The organism is Granulicella sp. dw_53 (assembly GCF_018449545.1).
Taxonomy (GTDB): domain Bacteria; phylum Acidobacteriota; class Terriglobia; order Terriglobales; family Acidobacteriaceae; genus Edaphobacter.
This window is the reverse complement of record NZ_JAAVUR010000007.1, coordinates 37,462-59,649: the sequence shown is the minus strand read 5'-3', so window position 1 is coordinate 59,649 and position 22,188 is coordinate 37,462. Positions and strand designations below refer to the sequence as shown.

At 56.3% G+C, this 22,188-nt stretch carries 9 protein-coding genes; 3 read left to right on the top strand and 6 right to left on the bottom strand.

Features of this window, described 5'->3' with window-relative positions; all coding sequences use genetic code 11:
• Positions 1-2: 2 nt before the first annotated feature.
• Entirely contained in the window at positions 3-371 is a 369-nt protein-coding gene (locus HB393_RS12265; RefSeq protein WP_213805476.1) for a cupredoxin domain-containing protein, read from the bottom strand.
• A gap of 661 nt (positions 372-1,032) precedes the next feature.
• On the opposite strand from HB393_RS12265, the gene HB393_RS12260 reads away from it, so the two are divergent.
• Genes HB393_RS12260 through HB393_RS12250 form a run of 3 tightly spaced genes read left to right on the top strand, consistent with a single transcriptional unit; the run spans position 1,033 to position 8,208 of the window.
• A complete protein-coding gene (locus HB393_RS12260; RefSeq protein WP_213805475.1) occupies positions 1,033-4,269 on the top strand; it encodes an efflux RND transporter permease subunit in 3,237 nt (1,078 codons plus the stop codon).
• 10 nt (positions 4,270-4,279) lie between these two features.
• Positions 4,280-6,016, top strand: a complete 1,737-nt coding sequence (locus HB393_RS12255) for an efflux RND transporter periplasmic adaptor subunit (RefSeq protein WP_213805474.1) — start codon at positions 4,280-4,282, stop codon at positions 6,014-6,016.
• Entirely contained in the window at positions 6,013-8,208 is a 2,196-nt protein-coding gene (locus HB393_RS12250; protein WP_255551028.1) for a TolC family protein, read from the top strand. Before HB393_RS12255 ends, HB393_RS12250 begins: the two co-directional genes overlap by 4 nt.
• A 351-nt stretch (positions 8,209-8,559) precedes the next feature.
• Here HB393_RS12250 and HB393_RS12245 read toward each other — a convergent pair whose 3' ends face one another.
• The 5 genes from HB393_RS12245 to HB393_RS12225 all read right to left on the bottom strand — a co-directional run bounded on the left by HB393_RS12245 (position 8,560) and on the right by HB393_RS12225 (position 22,130).
• The gene (locus tag HB393_RS12245; RefSeq protein WP_213805473.1) at positions 8,560-9,996 is read right to left on the bottom strand and encodes a hypothetical protein; all 1,437 of its coding nucleotides are present in this window, start codon (positions 9,994-9,996) and stop codon (positions 8,560-8,562) included.
• A 44-nt stretch (positions 9,997-10,040) separates the two neighbouring features.
• Positions 10,041-14,018 carry a carboxypeptidase regulatory-like domain-containing protein gene (locus HB393_RS12240; protein ID WP_255551027.1) on the bottom strand — a complete coding sequence of 1,326 codons (3,978 nt, stop codon included), beginning with the start codon at positions 14,016-14,018 and terminating at the stop codon, positions 10,041-10,043.
• Between the two features lie 104 nt (positions 14,019-14,122).
• Positions 14,123-16,030 (bottom strand): hypothetical protein, encoded by a 1,908-nt coding sequence (locus HB393_RS12235; RefSeq protein ID WP_213805471.1) that lies wholly within the window; start codon positions 16,028-16,030, stop codon positions 14,123-14,125.
• A 68-nt stretch (positions 16,031-16,098) separates the two neighbouring features.
• Positions 16,099-18,081, bottom strand: coding sequence for a hypothetical protein (locus HB393_RS12230; RefSeq protein ID WP_213805470.1), 1,983 nt, complete (start codon positions 18,079-18,081; stop codon positions 16,099-16,101).
• A gap of 203 nt (positions 18,082-18,284) precedes the next feature.
• Positions 18,285-22,130 (bottom strand): hypothetical protein, encoded by a 3,846-nt coding sequence (locus tag HB393_RS12225; RefSeq protein ID WP_213805469.1) that lies wholly within the window; start codon positions 22,128-22,130, stop codon positions 18,285-18,287.
• Positions 22,131-22,188 lie beyond the last annotated feature (58 nt).

Here is a 22,188-nt window from a genome sequence, read left to right as displayed (position 1 = left end):
CCTCACTCCGTCACATGCAACGTTAGCTTCATAGAGCCATGCCCCGGCCCGCAGAACACAGAGCACTGACCTGTAAAAGTCCCGACCTGGTCTGGGGTGAACGTAGCCTCGGTGACCTTGTCTTTCTTCGCAGTCATTGAGAAATTGAACTCGGAAAATTTCAGGCCGTGAGGGACATCTTTACTGATCAACGCGATTGTTACGGGAACACCCTTTTTCGCCGTAATCTCCGACGGCGAGTAGGTAAAACGCTGAGCAGTAATCTCGATCCGAGCCGGAGCTGGGGCCTGTTGAGCACGCGAAGAATGGACTGCAAAGATACCCACAAGGAGGGCAACAAAAGTCACTACCGCGAAAACCTTAGATTTCATAAGTAGCATTTCTCCCAAAGTCGAAGGCCAAAAGGCCTGGTTGAAGGAAAGTGAGTACGGAATGGCTAAAAAGCAAGGAAGCGTAAGATATCGCGCTCAGAGAGGCCCGCACTCGCATGTGACGTACTACTGTCCCGACAATTCGCGGGTATCGTTCTTCCGCTGTCGCTGTATGGCAACGTCCGTAATTTGCCCGAGACTTACGCTTTCCATCCAATAGCCGTCGCTGGTTCCCGTTACGTTGGATCTGTACCCGAACTTTCGAATGAAATTGGATCGCATAGTTGGCTGACTCTTCTGACTTTCGAAGCTAACAGTCGGCACAGAGCGGAGTGTCAGCAGCCTGTCTCCAAAATGTCATTCGTTTGTAACCACACACTTAGCCCCCATTCAGCCTAGTTTTACCGGCGTAACTCACGGCAAACAGCCTCATTGGAAGCGCTATAGGCCAGGGTTGAGACGTGCTACCAGAGGCTTCTGTTCATCTGGTGACGCTCCACCTTATCGGCCATCACCCACTCGCGGATAAATAACACTCGTTCTACTCGATCATTCCATCGGCGCACTTCACGGGATCAAGAAACCCTTGCTTCAAACCTTCAAACAAATCTTTTACGAATTTCTGCATCGTAACTTTACGGACCTGGGAGAACATGAACCGATGTGGATAGTCAGGTTGGCGCTTCGGCGTCCCTATACCTTTGTTGTGGTCTCGCTACTTATGCTGCTGCTCGGCATCGGTACCTGCATAGAAGCGCCCAAAGATATCTATCCCTACATCAACATCCCGGTCGTCACTATCGTCTGGACCTACAGCGGCTTGCCGACGCAGGATATGGAAGGCCGCATCGTCACCGTCTGCGAACGCGCCCTGACTACCACCGTCAACGACATCGAGCACACCCAGTCCGAAAGCTATCAAGGTGTCGCAGTCATTCGCGTCTTCTTTCAGCCCACGGTAAAGGTTGAGTTAGCCATGGCGCAGATCACGGCTGTCGTCCAGACCATCCTGCGAATTCTTCCGCCCGGCACCTTTCCCCCAAACATCATCAAATACGACGCCTCCAGCGTACCCATCGTTCAACTTGCCCTCTCCGGCCAAGGGTTAACCGAAGAAGATCTGTACGATCTAGGCCTGTCCTTCGTTCGTCCCCGTCTCGCCAATGTTGAGGGAGCCTCCGTTCCTCTCCCCTACGGGGGCAAAGTTCGTCAGGTTCAAGTGGACGTCGATCCCAACCTGCTCTACGCCAAGCATCTCTCGGCGACCGACGTCTCTACCGCATTCAATCAACAGAACTTGATCCTTCCAGCAGGCGTAGCCCGCATGGGCGACCGTGAGTTCGTCGTCAAGCTTAACTCGTCTCCCACGGTAGTCTCCGCCCTCAACGACCTGCCCATCCGCGCCGCCAATGGGGCTGTTGTTCTGGTCAAAGACGTTGCTCAAGTACGTCTCGGCTATGCTCCACAGGTCAATATCGTCCGCCAGGATGGCAAGCGATCCGCCCTACTCACCGTCCTCAAGAACGGTCAGACCTCTACTCTTGATATCGTCAAAAATGTAAAGGCAATGTTGCCCCAGGTCAAAGCGGGCTTACCTCCTGCCCTGCAAATTACACCTCTCTTCGACCAGTCTATCTTCGTCTCGGAGTCCATCAGCGAGGTCGTCCGTGAGGCAACCATCGCCGCCGCTCTCACCGCTCTGATGATTCTTCTCTTCCTCGGCTCCTGGCGCTCGACCCTTATCGTCTGCGTCTCGATCCCTCTCTCCATCGCTACCTCGCTCGTCATCCTGTACGCCTTGCAACAGACCATCAACGTGATGACACTCGGGGGCCTCGCCCTTGCCGTTGGAATTCTCGTGGACGACGCTACGGTCGAAATTGAGAACACCCACCGCAATATGAGCGAGAAGAAGCCGCTCGTCCGCGCCATTCTCGATAGCGCCCAACAGGTCGCGGCACCAGCCTTCGTCTCAACCCTATCCATCTGCCTCGTCTTCACTCCGGTCGTATTGCTAAGCGGCCCTGCCCGCTACCTCTTCACGCCTCTCGCCATGGCCGTCGTCTTCGCCATGATGGCCTCTTACTTTCTCTCCCGAACTCTCGTGCCCACCATGATGCACTTCCTGCTGGACAGCGAGATCGCGCTCTATCAGGACCCCGAGGCAGCGAAAAAGGAAGAAGAGGAAAATTGGATCTGGCGCTTGCACACCAGATTTGACGAATGGTTCGAGCGCCGCCGTGAAAACTACAAACACGCGCTGGAATGGACTCTCGACAACCGCGGTCTCACCCTCGCGGTCTTCGGGCTCTTTATTCTCCTCTCGCTTCCACTCGTTCTCATGATCGGCGAGGACTTCTTTCCTTACGTCGACTCCGGCCAGATGCGTCTCCACGTCTACCCGCCTCAAGGGATGAGGCCCGAAGACGCCGAGCAGTTCTTCGCCGCCATTGAAAAGGAGATTCGCCGCACCATACCCGTGGAAGAGATCAAGCTCATCCTTGACAACATTGGTCTGCCCAACGGCGGCATTAATCTCGCCTTCTCGGATAGCTCTGTCATCTCGGACTCCGATGGAGACATCCTCATCTCGCTTGAACCCGGCAAACGTCATACCCAGATGTATATGCGTCAACTCCGCACCAATCTTCACGCTAAGTTTCCCGACGCAGAGTTCTTTTTCACCCCCGCAAACATCACCAACCAGATCCTCGACTTCGGACTACCCGCCCCGATCGACCTTCAGGTCACAGGCCGCGGCAAGAATAACTACCAGCTCGCCCAACAGCTTTTGAAGCAGGTAAAAGCTATACCCGGCGCTGCAGACGCCCACATTCACCAGCAGATCGCTCTGCCGACCATCAACGTCAACGTTGACCGTCTCAAATCGCGTCAGATCGGTCTCACCCAACAGGACGTCGCTCAGAGTATGCTCATCTCCCTCACCGGCACTGGCCAGACCGCGCCCAATGAGTGGCTAAACCTCCAGAACGGGGTCAACTATCAGGTCGTCGTCCAAACCCCGCAATACCGCGTTGATTCCCTGCAAGCCCTCGGCCGCACTCCTGTCACCTCGCCCGCCGGCAACGCCAGCCAGTTACTGGGCAACGTCGCCAACTTCGAACGCGACGTCACACCCGTCGTCATCGACCACTACAACATCCAGCCGGTCTACGACATCTACGCGGACACCGACCAACGCGACCTCGGCGGCGTCGCCAGCGAAATCCGCAAGATCATGAAGGACACTCAACCGAACCTCCCCGTCGGCACCACGCTCGCACTCCGCGGTGAAGTTAAAACTATGAGTGACTCCTTCCAGCGGCTCGGTATCGGCATCGTCTTCGCCATCATCCTTGTCTACCTCCTCATGGCCGTCAACTTCCAGAGCTGGCTCGATCCCCTCCTCATCCTCATGGCGCTTCCCGTAGCCTTTGCCGGAGTCCTGTGGATGCTCTTCCTGACCGGTACGACCTTCAACGTGCCATCGCTCATGGGCGCCATCATGACTATCGGTGTAGCCACCGCTAACAGTATCCTCATGATCGTCTTCGCCAACGATGAACGTGCAACCGGCAAGGACAGTATCGAGGCAGCCATCAACGCCGGCTACACACGCCTACGGCCCGTCTGCATGACAGCGCTCGCCATGATCATTGGTATGCTCCCCATGGCTCTCGCGCTGGGAGAAGGCGGCGAGCAAAACGCTCCTCTCGGCCGCGCTGTCATCGGCGGACTTCTGTTAGCTACCCTCGGCACGCTCTTTGTCGTCCCCATCATGTACTCGTGGCTCCGCATCGACGCGCCACGCAACTTCGACGAAGAGATTGACAAGGCGTACCACGAGGGCGAGAACCAGACCCAAAACCCGCAGGGGGGAGAGCCGCAACCGGCTTAAACGAAAAAACATGAGCGACGAACCGCAAGACCACAAGCCGGAAGAGTTATCGCAGAGGACCTACCCCGAGGACGAACGGCTTCGCGAGATAGCCGAAGACCCCGACCGTCGCATGACCCGTGCCCAATGGGAGCACGAAGAGTCTCTCGCCCGTCAGGCCGCGCACCAGCGTCACCAGCAGGTTCAACACGACCGCGAGGTCCAGCAGGAATACGACAAGAAGCATCGCAGCCAGCATCGCAACTGGAAGAAGATCTTCCTTTGGGTCGGCGGTGGCCTGCTCGTCCTGCTTCTCATCTTCGTGCTCGGCTATCTTCCCCGCCATTCGCGCGAGAAGAGAGCCGCTGCACTCGCAAAGCAACGCGAGCAGGAAGAACCCGAAGTAGAGGTCATTCAGGTCAAGCGCTCCAGCAAGCCTGGTGAACTCACTGTGCCTGGAACCACAGCGGCACTCACAGAGGCCTACATCTACGCCCGTGCCAACGGGTATCTTCGTCGCCGCTTTGTTGACATCGGCGACCACGTTAAACAAGGCCAACTCCTGGCAATCATCGACGCCCCCGACCTCGATCAACAGGTCGACCAGGCCCGCGAGCAGCTTCGTCAGGCCGAAGCCCAACAAGTACAGCAGGAGGCCCAACTAAGGTTGAACCGTGTCACCTGGGAGCGCTGGCGAATCCTCGTCGCGAAGGGCGTATTTTCGCGCCAGGATGGCGACCAGCGCGAGGCCGACTTCCAGACCCAGGTCGCCATCGTCGCCTCAGCTCAACGCAACGTTGAGAGCTTTCGTGCAAATCTCGGCCACGTCATCGCGCTGCAAAGCTACGAGCGTGTCACTGCACCCTTCGACGGCATCATCACCCAGCGCAACACCGACGTCGGCGCCCTTGTAGGTGCAGCCGGTGCGGCCTCTGCGCCACCGATGCCTTCTCCCCAGACACCTACCAGCGGAACCGTCAGCACTGCCAGCACGAACACCAGCGGCATGTCCGGCAATCCGAACCAGTCAGCCACGCCCTCTACCGGACAGGCCCAGGGTGGAGCCCTCTTCGGCATGGCCCAGACCGAAAAGCTTCGCATCCTGGTCTCAGTCCCCGAGGGGTACGTCAGCAGCATCGTGCCCGGTATGGGAGCGCGTGTCTTCGTGCAGGAGCGCGCCAACAAACCAATCATAGGAACCGTCACTCGTCTCGCCGGCTCCATCGATCAGAACTCGCGCACCATGCTCGTCGAAGTAGACATCGACAACCGCAACCAGCCTCTCGTTCCCGGCATGTATGCCGTCGTAAGCTTCGTGCAGGTCCGCGGAACGCCGCCCCTCACCATTCCAGGAGACGCTGTCGTCGTTCGCCAGGACCGCACGAGCGTAGCCATCGTTCGCGATCAAAAGATTAAGTTGGTGCCTGTAGAGATCGGCCGCGACTACGGCCCCTCCGTGGAAATTCTCAACGGCCTCAACGAGGGAGACTGGGTCGTAACAACCGTCACCGACTCGGTTCAGCAAGGGATAAAAGTACGTCCCAAGCAAAGTCAGGAAGCAGGGCAAGATGCAACCGGTCAGGGCGGAGCCCAAACCGATAAATCTCCTGACTCCGGTCCCAACCAATACGGGGATCAGTCTGTCGTCAACTCCAGTACCGAAAGCACCAATCAACGCGGCAAGCCGGGCCAATCGGGTGGTCAGTCTGGTCAGCAGAAAAAGCAGGGCAATGGAGACAGCACTGACAAGAAGGGAGGCGGACATTGAGCTCCCCCCACCGGATCGCTCCTACCCGTGCTCTCAAGTTCCACACGATCTCTATCTCGGTGGCCTTATTATTTGCCCCCGCGCTAGTGGCGGCTCAGCAAGGACAGCAGCCCCCACCCTTCACAGCGCCGCAACCGCCCATGCCCAACGCAACCCAAGCGCCGGGTCAGGAGACGCTTCCCACCCAACAGCGGCCAAACATTGCACCCGACGCTCCTCTCCCCCAACCCGATCAGACTACCGTTGATCTGCGAGACCTCAAACCTCTCAGCACCCAACCGTCCTCTGTTCCCCAGCCTTCCGGAGATACTCAACGCATCGCCAACACCACGACGCTACCCAAAACGGAATCACCTTCCGCATTGGATACCCGTCCTTACGGTCTCATCGGTCCTTATCGATCCCCCCGCGTCCCCGAGCTTCCCCTCGCCTCTAGCCCGCGTCTCGGGAACCTCGTTCGTGATGGCAAACTTTATCTCTCGTTGAACGACGCTATCGCGCTCGCCATTGAAAACAACCTCGACGTTGAAGTCAGCCGCTATAACCTCCTGCTCTCCAACACCGATGTCACCCGCGCTCAAGGCGGAGGCAACCTCCGTGGCGTAGACTTCACCGTCCTGCAACCACCTCCCGGCATCGGGTCCATCACCAGCCCCCTGCTCAACACCGCCACCAATGGCACCGCCTCTCCAACGAACATCTCCATAACGGATCTCTCGCAAGTAACCCAAAGCGGTACCGGCACCCAACAAAACCTCTCCTTCAGCGGAATCGCTCCCTACTCGGCCGGGCCATCCCTTCCCCTTTACGATCCGACCATCATCGCCCAGGCGGGCTACCTTCGCCGCTCCGACCAGACATCTCTCATCGATACCGGAGGCACAGGATCCACCAGCTCCGGAACGACCACAGCTCCCCTCGCCTTCGTCAGTGCCGGTATCGACTATCAGCAGGGCTTCTCCACTGGCGCGCAACTCGAAGCCTATGCCAACAACGCCTCTCAGGTCACCTACGCCAACTCCTCTCAATACAATCCGGGTCACGCTCCGAGCACCTCCGTCACCTTCACCCAGCCGCTCCTGCGCGGCCGCGGACGAGAGGTCAACCTCCGCTTCATCCGCATCGCTCGTCTCGACCAGAAGGCATCCCGTCTCGTCTTCGAGCAGCAGTTGCTCGAAACCATCTACGGCATCTCCCGCCTCTACTACGACCTCGTCTCCCTCGGGGAAAACATCGGCGTAAAAGAGCAAGCGCTTGCCTCCGCTGATCAGCTCTTTCGCGACGACCGCGATCAGGTCACCGAAGGCACCCTCGCTCCCATCGAACTCACCCGCGCTCAAGCCCTGCTATCTTCGAGCCGTCTTGATCTCATCCAGGCTCGCGGGGAGTATCGCCAACAGGAGGTCATTCTCCGCCAGCAACTCCTCCGCAAACTCGGCGATCCCAGCGCCAATCTCATCTCCATCATCCCCACGGACCGCATCATCATCCCTGATACTCCACCCGACCTCGACATCCCAGCTCTTACTCAGGACGCTCTGACCAACCGGCCCGACCTTGCTCAGGCGGCCCTGCAGGTGCAAGCTGGCGAGATCTCAGTGAAGGCCTCCCGTAACAACGTCAAGCCGATGCTCAACCTATATGCAAACGTCCAGACCCGCGGCTCTGCAATCGTTCCATATGAGACCCTCGGATCGCCCGGCACGGGAGAGGTCATGCAACCTCCCGCCCTCACCCAGGGCGGCATTCGCCTATCCACTGTCTACCAGGGAGGAGTGCAACTCAACATGCCCCTTCGCAACCGCATCGCTCAAGCCGACTCCGCACGCGACGCCATTCAACTCCGTCAGACCCAAAGCCGCACAGTCCAACTCGAGAACGAGATCCGTCAGCAGATCGAAAACGCGTCAATCGCTCTCGACACCGCCCACCAGGCATACGCCGCCGCGGTTGAAAGCCGCAACTACCAGCAACAACTCCTCCAAGCCGAAATGGATAAGTTCGCCGTCGGTGCCAGCACGAACTTCCTCATCATTCAGGACCAGGCCTTTCTCGCACAGGCCCGCTCCACCGAAGTGGCTGCCCGATCTGACTGGATGAAGGCAAGAATCGCCCTCGACCGTGCTCTCGGCAATCTCCTCGAAAAGAACAACATCTCTCTGGGCGATGCGATATCAGGTCAACTGCGATAGCATCACGCGGCATTTCGGGCATTGAGAATGCCTGATTGTGTCCGTCGAAGAGCGCGTGTGGCCCTCCCGATTCGATGGATCTCCCTCTCGAACACAGTTTGAAATGCAACGAATTTGGTACCAATACTGCCTAACTCGCAGGGCGAAATCCGGAGGGAATAGATTTTCTTATAGAGCGTCGTTGCTGCCACTGCCGAATATCAATGGTCTCATCCGTTTGCTTCTTCTTCCGAAAAAGACGGAGAGAGGTCTCCAGCACGACAGCGACCGCCAGCAACAGGAAGGAGAAGACAAGACAACCCGCGATGAAGCCCAATGCGAAGAGGAGCCCTTTCCAGAACACGCTCTACCTCAATTCGATTGCATTAGATAGATCGCCCATGGCTGCGTAGTGTCGACCCCGAGAAGAAAGATGACGTATTTTCCTTTGAGCTGTCCGGCGATGGCCACCGCATGAAAGCAATCGGTATCTTTTGTCGTGTTCGCTGAATAACCAGTTCCAAGCCAGACCTTCGCTTTGGGAAACAGACCGTTGTTCGAAGGATCTTGCGGTCCCAGATCAATGGCGAGGTCGCAGTTGCCAAATCCGTTCGACGAGGTCGTAGGATCGTCGTTCGAAAAGTCCCCACCGTAGATCAACGTGCTAGTGGCGGTAGTGACCGAGGCGCAGCTAGATGGTGTGCCGGAGAAGCCGAAGGACGCAAGATGAGAGGACCAGCCAGTAGGCGGAACACTAGGATTTCCAGAATAGACCCCCGCGCCATAAACAAAGCCAAGATACTGTGAGCCGACGAGACCACTGGAATCGAGCGCGCTCGACGGCTTCGGCAGGCCTATAGCCCCTACACCAGCGCCAAGAGTATTGTCATAAAAAAGACTTGGGAGACTTTGCGGTGTCCCGGGGAACGGGACAGACGCGCTCCCTGCTCCGTTATATTCCACGAGCAGGCCAGTCGGTCCAATCCCCACCGAGGCTTGCGGAGGCGTCGAGTCGCCGGAGCCTGGGTTTGGGTTTGAGACTGCTAACTGGCCCACTGTGATCGTATTTCCAAAGACTGTCGGTCCACATGCTCCAGCCGCAGGAGATGAGGGTTGCTGACTTGGTACTCCCGCTTGTCCACCAGAAGCCGAAGGCAGAGTGTACTGGTGGATGTTGTCGAAGGTGACCTTGCTTCCGTCAGTACTAATGTCCACACTTCCGTAGGCTGTATCGGTCTTCGGATTCCAGGCAGCTGCCAATTTTCCTGGAGGGGAGGGGGAGTTGGTCAATCCGGCCGGAATCGTCATGAACAGATAGGGCTGCGCTGTCTTCAAACTGGGGCATTGGACGGCGGCAACCAGTGGGGAAACAGGCTGTCCCACAAGCTGTACCAAACCTCCGGCTTGGCCCGCAAGCTCCATCGCAAAGCTTCCCGTCTTTGAGTCTCGAGGAACGGCATCAAAGACACCGGTGCTGCTGTTGGCTATATAGTTCGTCGTTATGTCCAGACTGAGCAGACCACGCTGCCCAGAGTTGAAGCCTCCGGTATTAATAACTTGCGGCCCCTGTTGTTGCGGCAACTGAAGCTGGAACGTGGACTGCGAAAATTTAGTCGCAGAGTCGTCGATCGCGTAGATCTTTGCGCCCGTGAGTGGAGTACCCCCATTAGTCGTGCCAGCAACATAGGGAGAAAAATAGGTCTGAGGACCCGGCTGCGGCGTGGAAGGTGTTGGGTCTGAGGCGCTACCCGTGCTACACCCGATAGCACTGAAGAGCAGCAGGCTCATACCGAAACAGGTGCTTCCCACGATTTTCTTACGCGGTCGTAGGTACTGCATAAACCTCTCGCTCATCAGAAACTCCCCTTCAGGCCAAGCTGCAGAATGCGTGGGTCATGTGCATCCACGGGATGCAGGAAAGAGTTGCCCGCGAGACAACCCGAGCCTCCCGCGGAGTAGAGCTCGGTCTGTGTGCCATAGCAGTTGATGACATTATTGCCAGTGTTACCCGGATTCGCAGGATCGGTAATACGAAACTGTGTGTGGTTGAAGACGTTGTATGCTTCGGCGCGGAACTCGATATCCAGACGCTCAGTGAACGGCTTGAAATGTTTGAGAAGCGACATGTTGAAATTGATCCGGGAAGGATTGTTCAAGTAGTTGCGTCCGGAATTTCCGAAGGTCAGGCCGCGCGGCGCGGCGAAGGCATCGGGATTGAGGAGCAGGGGACCCACATTGTTCCCACCTGGTGCCACATAAGGTTTACCGACCTTCGCACTGCCGATCACATCTGCATAGGAACCGATGCCGAGTCCGTCTCCAACGCCTGCATTATCTGCCGCGCCGGTTCCATTGGAGCCACCGCCGTTGATCACACTGAAAGGAGCTCCAGTCTGGTACGTAGTGATGCCGCTAAGCTGCCATCCACCAAGCAGAGTCCTCAAGACTGCTCCTGGCTGCCATGGTGTCTTATCGCTTGGAGATGGAGCGTCATCATCGGCAGGATCGCTGCCGCTTCCGACCAGATGGTCGAATCCCGCAAGCATTCGCAACAAGGGAAGATCGTAGATGTAGTTGACGTTCAGCATGTGACGTTGATCGAAGTCCGAGCTGGCACGGTTTGAATGAATATCGAGCGAGTTGGCGAAGTTGGCCGAAGAACGGTCCGAAGAATCGTCGAACGAATGACTATAGGTGTAGGCAACCCCGATGGTCAGCGGGCCTGTTGTCTGGCGAACGGTCGCTTGAAGCGCGTTATACGCCGAGTCAGCTACATTTTCGACGGAGATGATGTTACTGAACCCCGGATAAGCGCGTACCGCATCTGCGCTTACCCCGAGCTTCTGCGGTTTATCGATGTGAATTCTCGCAAACCCTGGATTGCCGGTGCAGGCGATGAACATATTGATGTATCCCGGATCCGCAGGTCCAATAACCGGAGAATTGGGAACCGTGATCGGTGCGCCGTTTGCCCCACTGTTCAGCCCGGCCACGAAGAACCCGCCGTTGTTCGCTCCACTTTGGCAGACGTTTGCGGTAATAGGCTGCCCGGGACCAAAGGGGTTTAGATTATTTCCTAACGGCTGTAGCTGGTTGAGATCGCGGACCGCGGTGAGATGCGTGCCTTTGGTGCCGACGTAGGCGAGTTGCGCCACCATGGCCTTACGGACTTCATGCTGTACACTCAGACTCCATTGCTGTGTGTAGGAGTAGGTCGTCTTTGTTGGAACCGAGGTTACGTTCAGAGGAAAAGTCGCTTTCAAAGAGGAGAAGCCGATTTGGTTGTAGGCGCTGTTTCCTGCAATATTTGTGTTTGCCGCAATATTTGACTGTGTCTCGCTCAGCACCGAAGGCGCGCTGCCGATCAGAGATCCGACATTGGCTTCATTGCCCGTGCCATGCTCCCAGAAGAGTCCATACCCGGCACGGATGGCGGTCTTGCCGTTACCCCGTGGGTCCCACGATAATCCCAGACGTGGCGAGGGATAAAAGAGCGAATTTTTCATGCAGCTATCGGGTACGCCATTCGTTCCACACTGCACCAATCCATTGGTAATGATCGGGCCAAGTGAACCAAGGGTGTACGGCATGGTAGTGCTGAGTTGGACGGGCGTAGCTCCGCTCTTCTGCACAAGGTAACCGTTGTTAGGGTCGATATAGATGGACGCACCCACAGACTGGCTAAATGACTCACTCCTCCAGTTGTAGGCTGTGTTTTTTGGGTTGTACCAAGCGCCAAAGAGACTCGCACGAAAACCGGCGTTGATCGTGAGCCGCGGAAGTGCGCGCCAGTCGTCCTCGAGATAGAATTCGGCGATCTTGTTGCGGTTATAGTACCTGCTCTGGCCGCTATCTTGTGTGTAGCTCTTGATGGCTCCACCGGTAAGAAAGTCCGCAAAGGCATTCCCGACTGTGTGGGTGGATTGTTGATTACTGAAGGTGATCAACCCCTGCAAATCGCCGGAGTTCGCGCCGCTCACAGCACTCAACTCGTTCTGCTGCGTGAACGTTCCTTCAAACCCGAACTGCAGCGTATGTTTGCCGATCGTTTTGCTGGCATCGTCTCGTAGATTGAAGGTCGGATTGGACTGAGTCCATGGGGCATAGCCGGTATCAGCGGCAAAGCCATGCCCGCCATAGGCTCCGTTGTTACCCTGAAAGACGAGGCCGGGCAGTTTATTTCCGCCGAAGCCGTTGTTGAAGATATAACCCATCGGTGTTCCGCCCACCGCAGCCGGATCGTCGAGGATCGTCCTGTCGAGCGATGTCACGCCCGGCCCAGGCTGTGGAGCGAGAGAGATGTGTTCCACCTCATAGCTGGCAGTAATCAGATTGCTAAAACCGGCCGGCAGGGTCTGTGCGAGACTAACTAACATATTTAATCCGGGACCGTTAAGCCGATTCTGGACCGTAGGAAAGCTGTTTTGCACAACACCCCATTGCGGGACGAGTGTCACGGTGTCCCAGGAGTCGTGAATATAACGGAAGGACAATCGCTCATGGTCCGTAAGATTGTGGTCAATACGGAAGAGCTCTTCCCGCCAATGTGTCGGAGGCGAAACTGAGCTGACGTAACAGTGCGGCAACGGCGATGGATTGGTCGAATTGCAACCGGTAGACGAATTGGGCAGCGGGATGAGACCGGAGCTCAGAAGCGCTGCGCTCGTTTGATTCACCGCAACCGTTCTACCAATGATGGGGTTCGCGTCCTGGATCGGCCCCTGCGGACAATCCGGGTAAGCGGATGGATCGAATGTATTGGGGGATCCCGGCAAGTTTATGGGGCAAACATCCGAGAAATTGCCCGCCCGCTCTGCCACGGTCGGTACCGCCTGGTTGTAGTCCACTGGCGTCTTCTCGCGCCGTATCTCTTCGGAGAAGAAGAAAAATGTCTTCGACTGGTTCGTGTTATAGACATGCGGAATAAAGAGCGGTCCGCCGATGGTCGCGCCAAAATCAAGTCTTCGATAAAGCGGTGTCCGGTAGGTCGGCTTCCCGGTAAAACCGAGAGAAACTGGATTTGGTTGGTCGAAATAATTTCGCGCATTGAACATCTCATTGCGGATGAATCCATAGGCGTTGCCATGGAACTTATTTGTGCCAGATTTTGTCGTAACCAACACGCTGCCCGAGGCGCTCTTACCATAGAGGGCGCTGTAATCGGCGGTAAGAACCTTCATATCCTGGATCGCGTCGATGCTGGGATATACCATCAACGGCAGACCTTGCCCGCGACTGGCGTTGATGCTGGTATTGAGCACATCGCTACCATCGACAGCGAAGGTGTTGTACTCCACTCGGCCGCCGTTCACGCTGAACTTTGCACTGCCAGCGACACCAACCTTCGCCTCGTCTTGTCCGGTCTGGTTGCTGACGCCAGGTGCCATGGTGATGAGTTGCGAAAAGTTACGGCCGTTAAGTCCGTAGCCCGCAATCTCCTGCTGTCCCAGCGATGTCGAGATCGACGCATTGTCAGTCTCGACCGTCGTAGCTCCTGCCCCTCCAGTGACCTCAATCTGTTGCTGTATTCCACCAATCGACATCGTTGCGTTGTAGACGAAGACCTGTCCTTGGGCAAGAGTGACGACTCCACTCTGTCTCCGGCTGAAGCCATCCGCCTCAACGATGATCTGATACCGTCCAGCAGGCAGAGAGGGAACGATATACGCCCCTACCCCATCCGTCTTCGCAGTGCGTTTGACCAAGGTCTCCTGGTTGACGATCTGAACAGAGGCGCCAGGAATGGCGCCTCCATCTGAATCAGCGACCACACCCGAAAAGCGGCCCATCGCCATCTGTGAGAAGGCTGGCAGACCACCGGACGCAATCATAAGAACTGCGACACACAATAACTGGAAGAAGGATCGAAACATGCTCAGCCTTACGTCCTGACTCTTTGTTTGGTTTTCGATTTGCATTTCTCTCTATCTGCTCTCTACTGCGGGAGGTAGTAGCGGAACGAGGTAAACCACATGTTGTCGATTCCCTTCGGCGAACCCGGCAGATTATTATTCGGATCCCCGATCCCTTGCCATGTGTGGCGTACGGCATAGGAGTACTGAAGGCCCTGTTGCAGCGTGCCATGAACACCCCTGTAGAAGCGGAACCAATACCCGAACGTGCCTTCCTGAATATTGCGTGTGTCGGCGTTACAGTTCGACGCAGTCCCTGTCACATTGCCTCCGCCGTTCGGCGAACTGACCGGCAGCACCTCTGTATAGCAGCCAAAAACGATATTGGTCGGAGCACCATAGCCGGCAAGAATCGGCTGACCCTGTGTAGGTCCGGCCACCGTATTCACAAATTTGGTTGCGTACCAGGCGCGTTTGGCATACTCCCCACCGTAGTAACCATAAAGATCGAGACGCGGCGTCGCATGCCATTCAACCGATCCAAGACCTGAGCCCCCCGTGAGCAACTCCAGCGAGCCATCGGGATGAGAGGTCGCATCCGGCAGGGAGCTGGTTCCATAGCGTCCTAACCCATTTCCAACGAGGATATGTGCGCCGACATCCAACTTCTTCGCAAAGAGCGATACGCGCCCATTGACGCCCACACCACCGCCTTCGGTCTTCGATGTAAAAGCCCCAAGGGCGGAAGTGGTCGGCGGCGGAGTCGCTCCTGGAGGTACAGAACCGTTCGGAAATACGCGATCGCGGAAGAAGCGGCCGATACCAAAGAGTTCGAAGTGCCCCCAGTTGGTCTCATAGGCGGCTTTGGCAATTAGGTCGGGAGCATAGTTCATGCTGTAGTTTGAAGTTGGGCTGTAGAGACCGGCAGCATTCCCAACTTGTTGATAGGCGATAGTGGGGAGGTTTCGGCCCCCAATGTTAAGCGTCTGCGCCTCTTCGACCGAGCCCCCAAGCCAGAACCGATTGCCAATCCGCTTGACGACACGGAAGCCATACTGCCGCTCCCAGGTAAAGCCGACGTTGTATTGCGCGTCGATCGTCATCGGGATAGCTTCGGAGAGGTTCGACAGACCACGCCTGTACTCCGTTGCAAGCGACCACATCTGTCCGCCAGTCAGTGTCCATCCGCTGTTCAGTTCAGCCTGGGCCCACGCCTGGCGCAAGCGCAGTGTATAGCTATTACTTTGGTTATCGTTCGAGGTCGTTCCTGCAGATAGAAAATCCGATTCGAAGTAGCCTCGCAGTGTAGCCGATGGGAGTTTCCCTTCCGCCAGGAGCGAGATACGTGACTGGCGACCGCTGGCGTTGAACTCCGACAGCACTCCCGCCGTCTGGCCGGCAAATGGAATTCCATTGAACTGCGTATTTACGTCGCCACCAATAGCTCGTTGACGGTTAACCGTTTCGGCAGCGAGGAATCCTCCAGGAGTTAGCTCTATTCCCTTGAAGTGAATCGTCTCCGGATGCTCCAGCTTCTTGGTCTCTTGCTGCGTAGTCTCAACCCTTGTTGATAGCGAGGTTGAAGTTGTCTTCAGGTCTGAGACCTCAGTCTGCAATTTAGTTACAACGGAACCTTCAGGACCGATAGCTTGCTGTGTTACTTCTAATTTCTGCGTCGCGTCATCAGCAGTCACCTTCGCAGCAGTTGCGTCCTTGCGAGCCTGCTCCAGATCCATATCACGCGTAGCCAGTCGCTTTTCGAGAGCATTGAACTTCTGTTGCAGATCGTCATACTTCTGGTTGAGTTGATCGAGCTTCTGGAACTTCTCATTGAGCTGTTCTAGAAGAATCTCCTCTTGGCTCTTAGGCTTCACCTTGCTAGACCTGGGTCGTGCGGCCTTCGGTGTTTGCTGGTTCGTACCACTCTGAGCCTGCATGCTCACGCATGTTGCCAGAAGCGCTACGGCTACTGTCTTTCTGAAAATCTGCATCAGTCTTCTCCTTCGGTCTTGAGTCGTCGCAATGAATGAATAAGTTCTCTGTTGGTCGCTCAAAACGCTCACGGAGCGTCTCCGCCACTGATCTCAATCGGGATCGGTATGTTCGGAGACATTCCATAAGAGGCTCCACCAATAAACTCCGTTGAGATATTGCCGCTCCCCATAACCCACACATTCCCTGCCGAATCCACAGTCTGCTTGGTCTCGTCTGCTGATAGAATCTTTGCCAAAACGACATCAGAGCTTATCTGGCCGTCAAGAAACTGAACGGCAAGCGTCCAGTCATTCGGCTCTGCGCTGACAGTTGGCCCAAAAGAACTACTCGACTCAGCCAGTTGGTAAAGTTTGTCAAGAGAATCCGGACGATTTGAAAGACTCGTCGCGTTGCGGACAAGTTGAAGCAATGCCTGTGCAGTATCAGTCACCTGCGGGGCCGGGGTTTTTTCGGAGGTTGTAGCGCGGAACAATTGATCGCAAGTGCTTCCATCGCCTTGAACAGAACCCGCAGTCCGCGCGCAGGAGTTCAAGAGATTCGCCAACGTATTGATCTTCGTCTGTGGAACTGACCCTTTGCCGGATACCGTATATATGCGAGCCAGACCCGTCGCGACATCGACGAGATCCCTTGCCGTAGCAAAGGCGCTAGCTACTCCGGAAGGCGATGTGTTGTTCGAGCCGATATGCTGCGCGTCGGCCATAAAGCTGCTCAAAGCATAAGTTGCTGCTACTGTTGTGGCTTCGTTGATCACAATGCGTGAAGCATCAAGATTGGAACAAGAGCCAAGCGCCGAAATGAGAGCGAGATTTGGGTTTGTGCCACCCCCGGCATTTCCACCGGTCGCGATGAGATACATCTGTGTATCCGGTCTAGGACACTCGTATCCATAGGGAATGAAGAAGCTGCCCTGCCGGTCCGTAAACGCTGTGACAATCGCAGATGCATTGTTCGAATTTGTAGCGCTGTTTAATGCTGTGTCAGTGGTCTCCGCTGCGTAAAGAGTTACCTGAGCGTTGCTCACCGGTTGCTGGGCTGCTCGCACGTTTCCTGCCACAAGATCACCTTTGACTGCCGTGACTGTGGCAGCTACGCTCTGCGCTGGATCGGCAGTAGATGTCGCAGTGATGACAACCGTAGAACCGACCGCGATGTCTGCGACACTCGGCGCGGTATAAGTGGCTGCAACTCCGCTGGCGGTATGAGAGGTGATGGAACCACACTTCCCTGGGCTCAAAGTGTTAGCACACGTCACGCTCCAGTCCACCCCCTTGCCCCCTCCATCGTTTGCAACCGTCGCTGTGAGTGAGCCCGTACCGGCTGTTGGCACCGACAGGGTTGTTGGAGTCACACTGACGCTAACCGGTGCGATCTGAATCGTAGCGGTGGCTGCTTTGGTTGGATCTGCAATTGAAGTCGCGGTCACTTGCACAGAACCGCCAGTCGGCACACCACCGGGCGCTGTGTAGGTCGTCGCCACTCCGCTTACCGTCTGTGTAGGGCCGAAGTATCCGCAATTACTCGATCCGCAGACCACGCTCCAATTGACTCCGGCGTTTGTGACATCGTTGTTCAGCGCCGCCCTGAGCTGAACACTTCCATTGGTTCCCACCGCGGATGGCGGAACGGGTGCAAATCCAACGGAGATCGCGTTTCCTACGATGGTGAGCGTCACAGTTGTAAAGCGGCTATGGTCGCTGGTTGCGGAGGCATAAAGTGTGACGACACCTTGTTTCGGAGGGGCAGCTGGCGCAGTATAAAGCGCAACGTATCCTGTGCCATTTACCAGGTAAGGCGGAATTGGACCGCTCATGGTGTGAGCAGGGGTAAAGGTGCCGCACGACTGATCTTGGGTCAGCCCGGGAGGTAGCGGCGTACCCGGGGGAAGCGCACTACCACACACAACATTCCAGTCTGCACCAAGCAACTGAGAGTCGTTCGTCAACGTTACATCGACGTGCGCACTTTGACCGACTGTAAGCGAAGTAGGAGAGTCTTTCTGGGACAGGGAAGTGCCGTTCGCATCTGTGAATGTGATGGGGTCCAACTGCGGCTTCGAAGACGTACTTCCCGACGAACATCCAGATACGGAGAACACTCCTATCGTCAACAACACAAGTAATGCGGAACCCGCGGAGCGGAAAGTGCTTGAAACGCGATTCCTCATAGACAGAAACATACAGATTGGGATCCTCATTGCTTCCTTTTCTTCACAGCATCGATATGAGTTAGCAGAGAATATGGCGCTTCTCACGGCTTGGCCGCCAGCCGCTTTGTCTTCACCGCCAGCGCGATTGGCGTCACCACCGGTACTGCGGCGCCGACGTACTCGGTGACTGTGTTGTCTTTCAACAGAACCCAAACGTTCCCGGAGCCATCGACAGCAACGCTCAGAGGTCCGGCTTCGAGGCTAGGGGACACATAAGGTTTTGTACTTGCAGGCGAGAAACCCGCTTTGATGGGAAGGACTCCAGGCAGGACTGCTGGCTGAGTGCCGCCGCCTTGACCAGCAACCCATACGGTACCTGCACCGTCCAACGCGATTCCTCTTGCATTCAGTACATCGATACCTGGGGGGCTAGAGGTTGAATTTGGCCCTTGTGGGTAACAAGTTGGTACGAGCGTGCTGCCCGTGCCCAGGTATGGGGTGGCCTCGCAAACTGCACTGCCACTGACGTACCAAATATCGCCCGCGTTGTCCGCCGCCATTTGCGGCTTGGGAGAACCGGGTCCTCCGCTGATGATGAGTTGACCACCCGGATTCGTCAGCTCAATCAATTGGCCGGTACTATGTTGGTCATCGGAACCTGTCCCGAGCCATACATTATTGAAGCTATCAATACCTACAGCAGCAACGTTCGATATGCCATCTGTGGTATAGCCCGCGACCGGCGAGAGCTGCAATCCAAGGTTGTTGAACTCATTGACACCGCTCGAATTGGTGATCCAGAGATTGTCCAGGGCATCGATTGCGATATCGCCTCCACCGCCAGATACCCCGCCGAAGGGGCTCCACGGTAGAGGAGCACCTAGACTGGTCAGCTCGTTGAGACCGCCCTCTCCGGAGATCCACACATTGCCAGTCGCATCGATAGCGATGGGACCACCGCCCGCGGGGAAACCAGTGGAAGGAGAGAGCGCTGCGCCGAAAGGATTCCACTCGATAACACTGTGCGACTTTACATCTGTAATCCAGAGATTGCCGGCGGCGTCTACCGCTAAGGAGTCCACTGCGCTCGCGGCGGAGAGGCCTCCTCCACTTGTGTAGTTGAGTGAGATCGACCAGTCGCTAGGCTGCGTTGTCAGAATCGGCTGAAAGGGGGAAGCGGAGGACGCCAGCCCAATCATCAGATTAGCTGCATCTAAGCTATATCCGTAATTTGTCACTGGATGCTGCGCGATATTGAAGATGGCCTGCAACGTGTCAGCGGGCGTAATCGAAGCGGCATAGGTTCCAGTACCCAACAGATCTGTCGCCGTAAACAACGTACTGCATCCGCCTCCGTCACCTTTCACACCACCCGACGTCGACGCACAGCCGTTCAAGATGTCGGCCAGAGTATTGATCTCCACATACGGGACTGCTGCGTTCTCTGCGGGGACCAGAAACCTTACCTGGCCGGTAGAAATGTCGACCAGGTTATTGACCGCCGAGAAGGCACTGGCTAAACCAACGGAATTACTGCTGCTCGTTCCTAGATAGAGATAGCTGCTGTTTCCTGTAAGCGCATCATCGGAAGCAAAAGGCGCAGTCGCGAATGCGGATGCGACTGTCGTGACCTCGTTCAACACGACCAAACTCGAATTAAGATTGCCGCAGCTTCCAAGGGCAGTCATCAGGGCGAGGTTTGAGTTTGCATCGTTCGACCCAACTTTGCCGCCAGTTGCCACCAAATACATCTGGCTTTCCGGACTCGGACAGGTGTAGTTGCCGGCGATCGTAAAACCACCTTTGCTATCGGTAATAGGCGCAGAAGCAACTAGCGTGGCCAACGATCCATAGCCACTGATGCCAGCGGCATACAAAGAGACCGCGGCCCCAACAACCGGCTCTGACCCTGCTTGCACGACACCGTTCAATCCCGGGCCAGTCGGTGCTGGACTGATTGTGATCGTGCTCGAATTAGCCTTTGACGTATCCGCATGTGCCGAAGCAATGACAGCTACAGGTCCGGTAGAGGGCACCTGGAGAGGAGCGGTATAGGGAATCGGCAAGCCATTGGGCCATGCAGAGACTGTTGTTGCAGTGATCGCAGGAACAGTTGGCATATAAGGCGTTGTTGGTGTTTCCAGAATTGCGGGGATCTCAGGCTTAATAGTGAAGAAACCACAACCGCTTGCGCAGACCTGCCAATCCACACCGGCATGCGATGCATCATTTGCAACCGCCGCATTGAGATTAACTTTCGTATTAATCTGCATCTGCGATGGCAGCGATGGAACGAAGCTGACTTTTAGCGTTGTGTCAGGATTGATTGCTATAGGGTCGGAGCTAATACTCACAGTTGGGTCAGCGATCGACGTCGCGGTGAGCGTTACGGAAGTTGCGGGAGCCGTAACGGGAGAAGCCATAACAGGGGGAGCCGTATACACACTCGTCATACCGCTTGTCGTCTGAGCGGGTGCGAACCAGCCGCACCCTCCAGGAGCTGTATTACCGCATTGAACCGTCCAGATGACGCCTCCCGGCGCGATATCATTCGCGACCGCGACTCCGATAGGAGTCTGCGTTGCGCTCACCAGCGATGTAGGCGGTGTTTGTGTAAACGAGAGCGACGGAGGAGGTGGGGGAGTTGCAACGATTGTGGTTGTGGCGATGGCCGAATTCGAAGGCGTCGTTGCTCCAGAGGAGGCCGTGATCGTTACAACACTGCCCGTCGGTACAGTCGCCGGCGCGCTATAAATAATCTGACCGCTGCTCGCCGTATGTGCCGGCGATAGATTGAACGTCCCACACCCACCAGCAACGCCGCAGGTAGCCGTCCAGTTGATCCCGGCATTGCCGGTATTGGGTGCGGCTGTTGCCGCGAGCGTCGCCTGCGAGCCAGCCTTCAGAGTCGCAGGAAGTGGAGATGTAGTAGACATGGCCACCACAATCGGTGCGGCAGTGACCACATTCGCGGTTGCAGACGCCGACTTCGTCGGATCGGCAGTAGACTTCGCGGTAATCGTGATCGTGCCTCCGATGGGAACATTGGAGGTGTTGATAAAAGCAGCTGCAAAACCACTCGCTGTATGGTTTGAGATGCTCCCGCAATTCGATGTACTGCAGCTCAACGTCCAGTCGACGCCACTGGCAGCAGAGTCATTGGAAACCAGGGCCGTGAGATTGGCGGAGCGGCCCGCACCGGTTCTCTGAGTGTAGACATTTGCCGGCAAGACGGTGATGGCAATTGGCAATGGCGGCGGAGGTGGAGGGGGAGGACCTGTGATGGTCATCTTCGTACTGACAGACTTAGTGGTATCGGTCAGCGAAGTTGCAGTGATCGTGACCGTTGCTCCAGGCGGGACGGCGGAAGGGGACGTGTACGTCGTGCCAGAGCCAAATGGAGCAATCACCGGGTTGAAGGATCCGCATGCTGTCGATCCGCAGGTTGCCGTCCAGATTACGCCCCCGTTGCTTGGATCATTCGTCACCGAGGCCGTGAGTGATGTGATGGTATTGATCTCCATTGAAGTCGATGGAGGAGTCAAGAACGAGATAGCTATCGGCGTGGAAAGTACCGTCAGACTAACATTGCTGCTTTGGGATGGATTACTTGTTACCGTCGCTGTAATTGTGACGGTGGTGCCAATCGGAGCCACGGACGGAGCGGTAAATGACACCGTCGCGCCATCCGCGGTATGTGCCGGAGCGAGTGTACCGCATGCTCCATTTGTGATGCTGCCGCTAATGGGATTGCCACCACAGGTCACGGCCCAGTCGACACCTGCATTGATGGTGTCTCCTGAAGGCATCATGCTGAGCTTGAGCGTAGAGCCAATTGTCAGCGCGCTGGCCTGTGCTGACACCCCACTCGGATTCGCAATCAAGATCGGACCAGCCTTCGCTCCGGGGGTGGATCCCTTCCCACAACCCGCAATCAAGAAACCCATCGCAGCAGCGGATGTAATGAGCCATCGGAGAGCAGACTTTGATAATAAAATTCGAGAA

What these genes read in the sequence shown, in the direction of transcription:
- HB393_RS12265 (WP_213805476.1), bottom strand. Translation starts at nt 371, where the DNA reads ATGAAATCTAAGGTTTTCGCGGTAGTGACTTTTGTTGCCCTCCTTGTG.
- HB393_RS12260 (WP_213805475.1), top strand. Translation starts at nt 1,033, where the DNA reads ATGTGGATAGTCAGGTTGGCGCTTCGGCGTCCCTATACCTTTGTTGTG.
- HB393_RS12255 (WP_213805474.1), top strand. Translation starts at nt 4,280, where the DNA reads ATGAGCGACGAACCGCAAGACCACAAGCCGGAAGAGTTATCGCAGAGG.
- HB393_RS12240 (WP_255551027.1), bottom strand. Translation starts at nt 14,018, where the DNA reads ATGATTGCGTCCGGTGGTCTGCCAGCCTTCTCACAGATGGCGATGGGC.
- HB393_RS12235 (WP_213805471.1), bottom strand. Translation starts at nt 16,030, where the DNA reads ATGCAGATTTTCAGAAAGACAGTAGCCGTAGCGCTTCTGGCAACATGC.
- HB393_RS12225 (WP_213805469.1), bottom strand. Translation starts at nt 22,130, where the DNA reads ATGGGTTTCTTGATTGCGGGTTGTGGGAAGGGATCCACCCCCGGAGCG.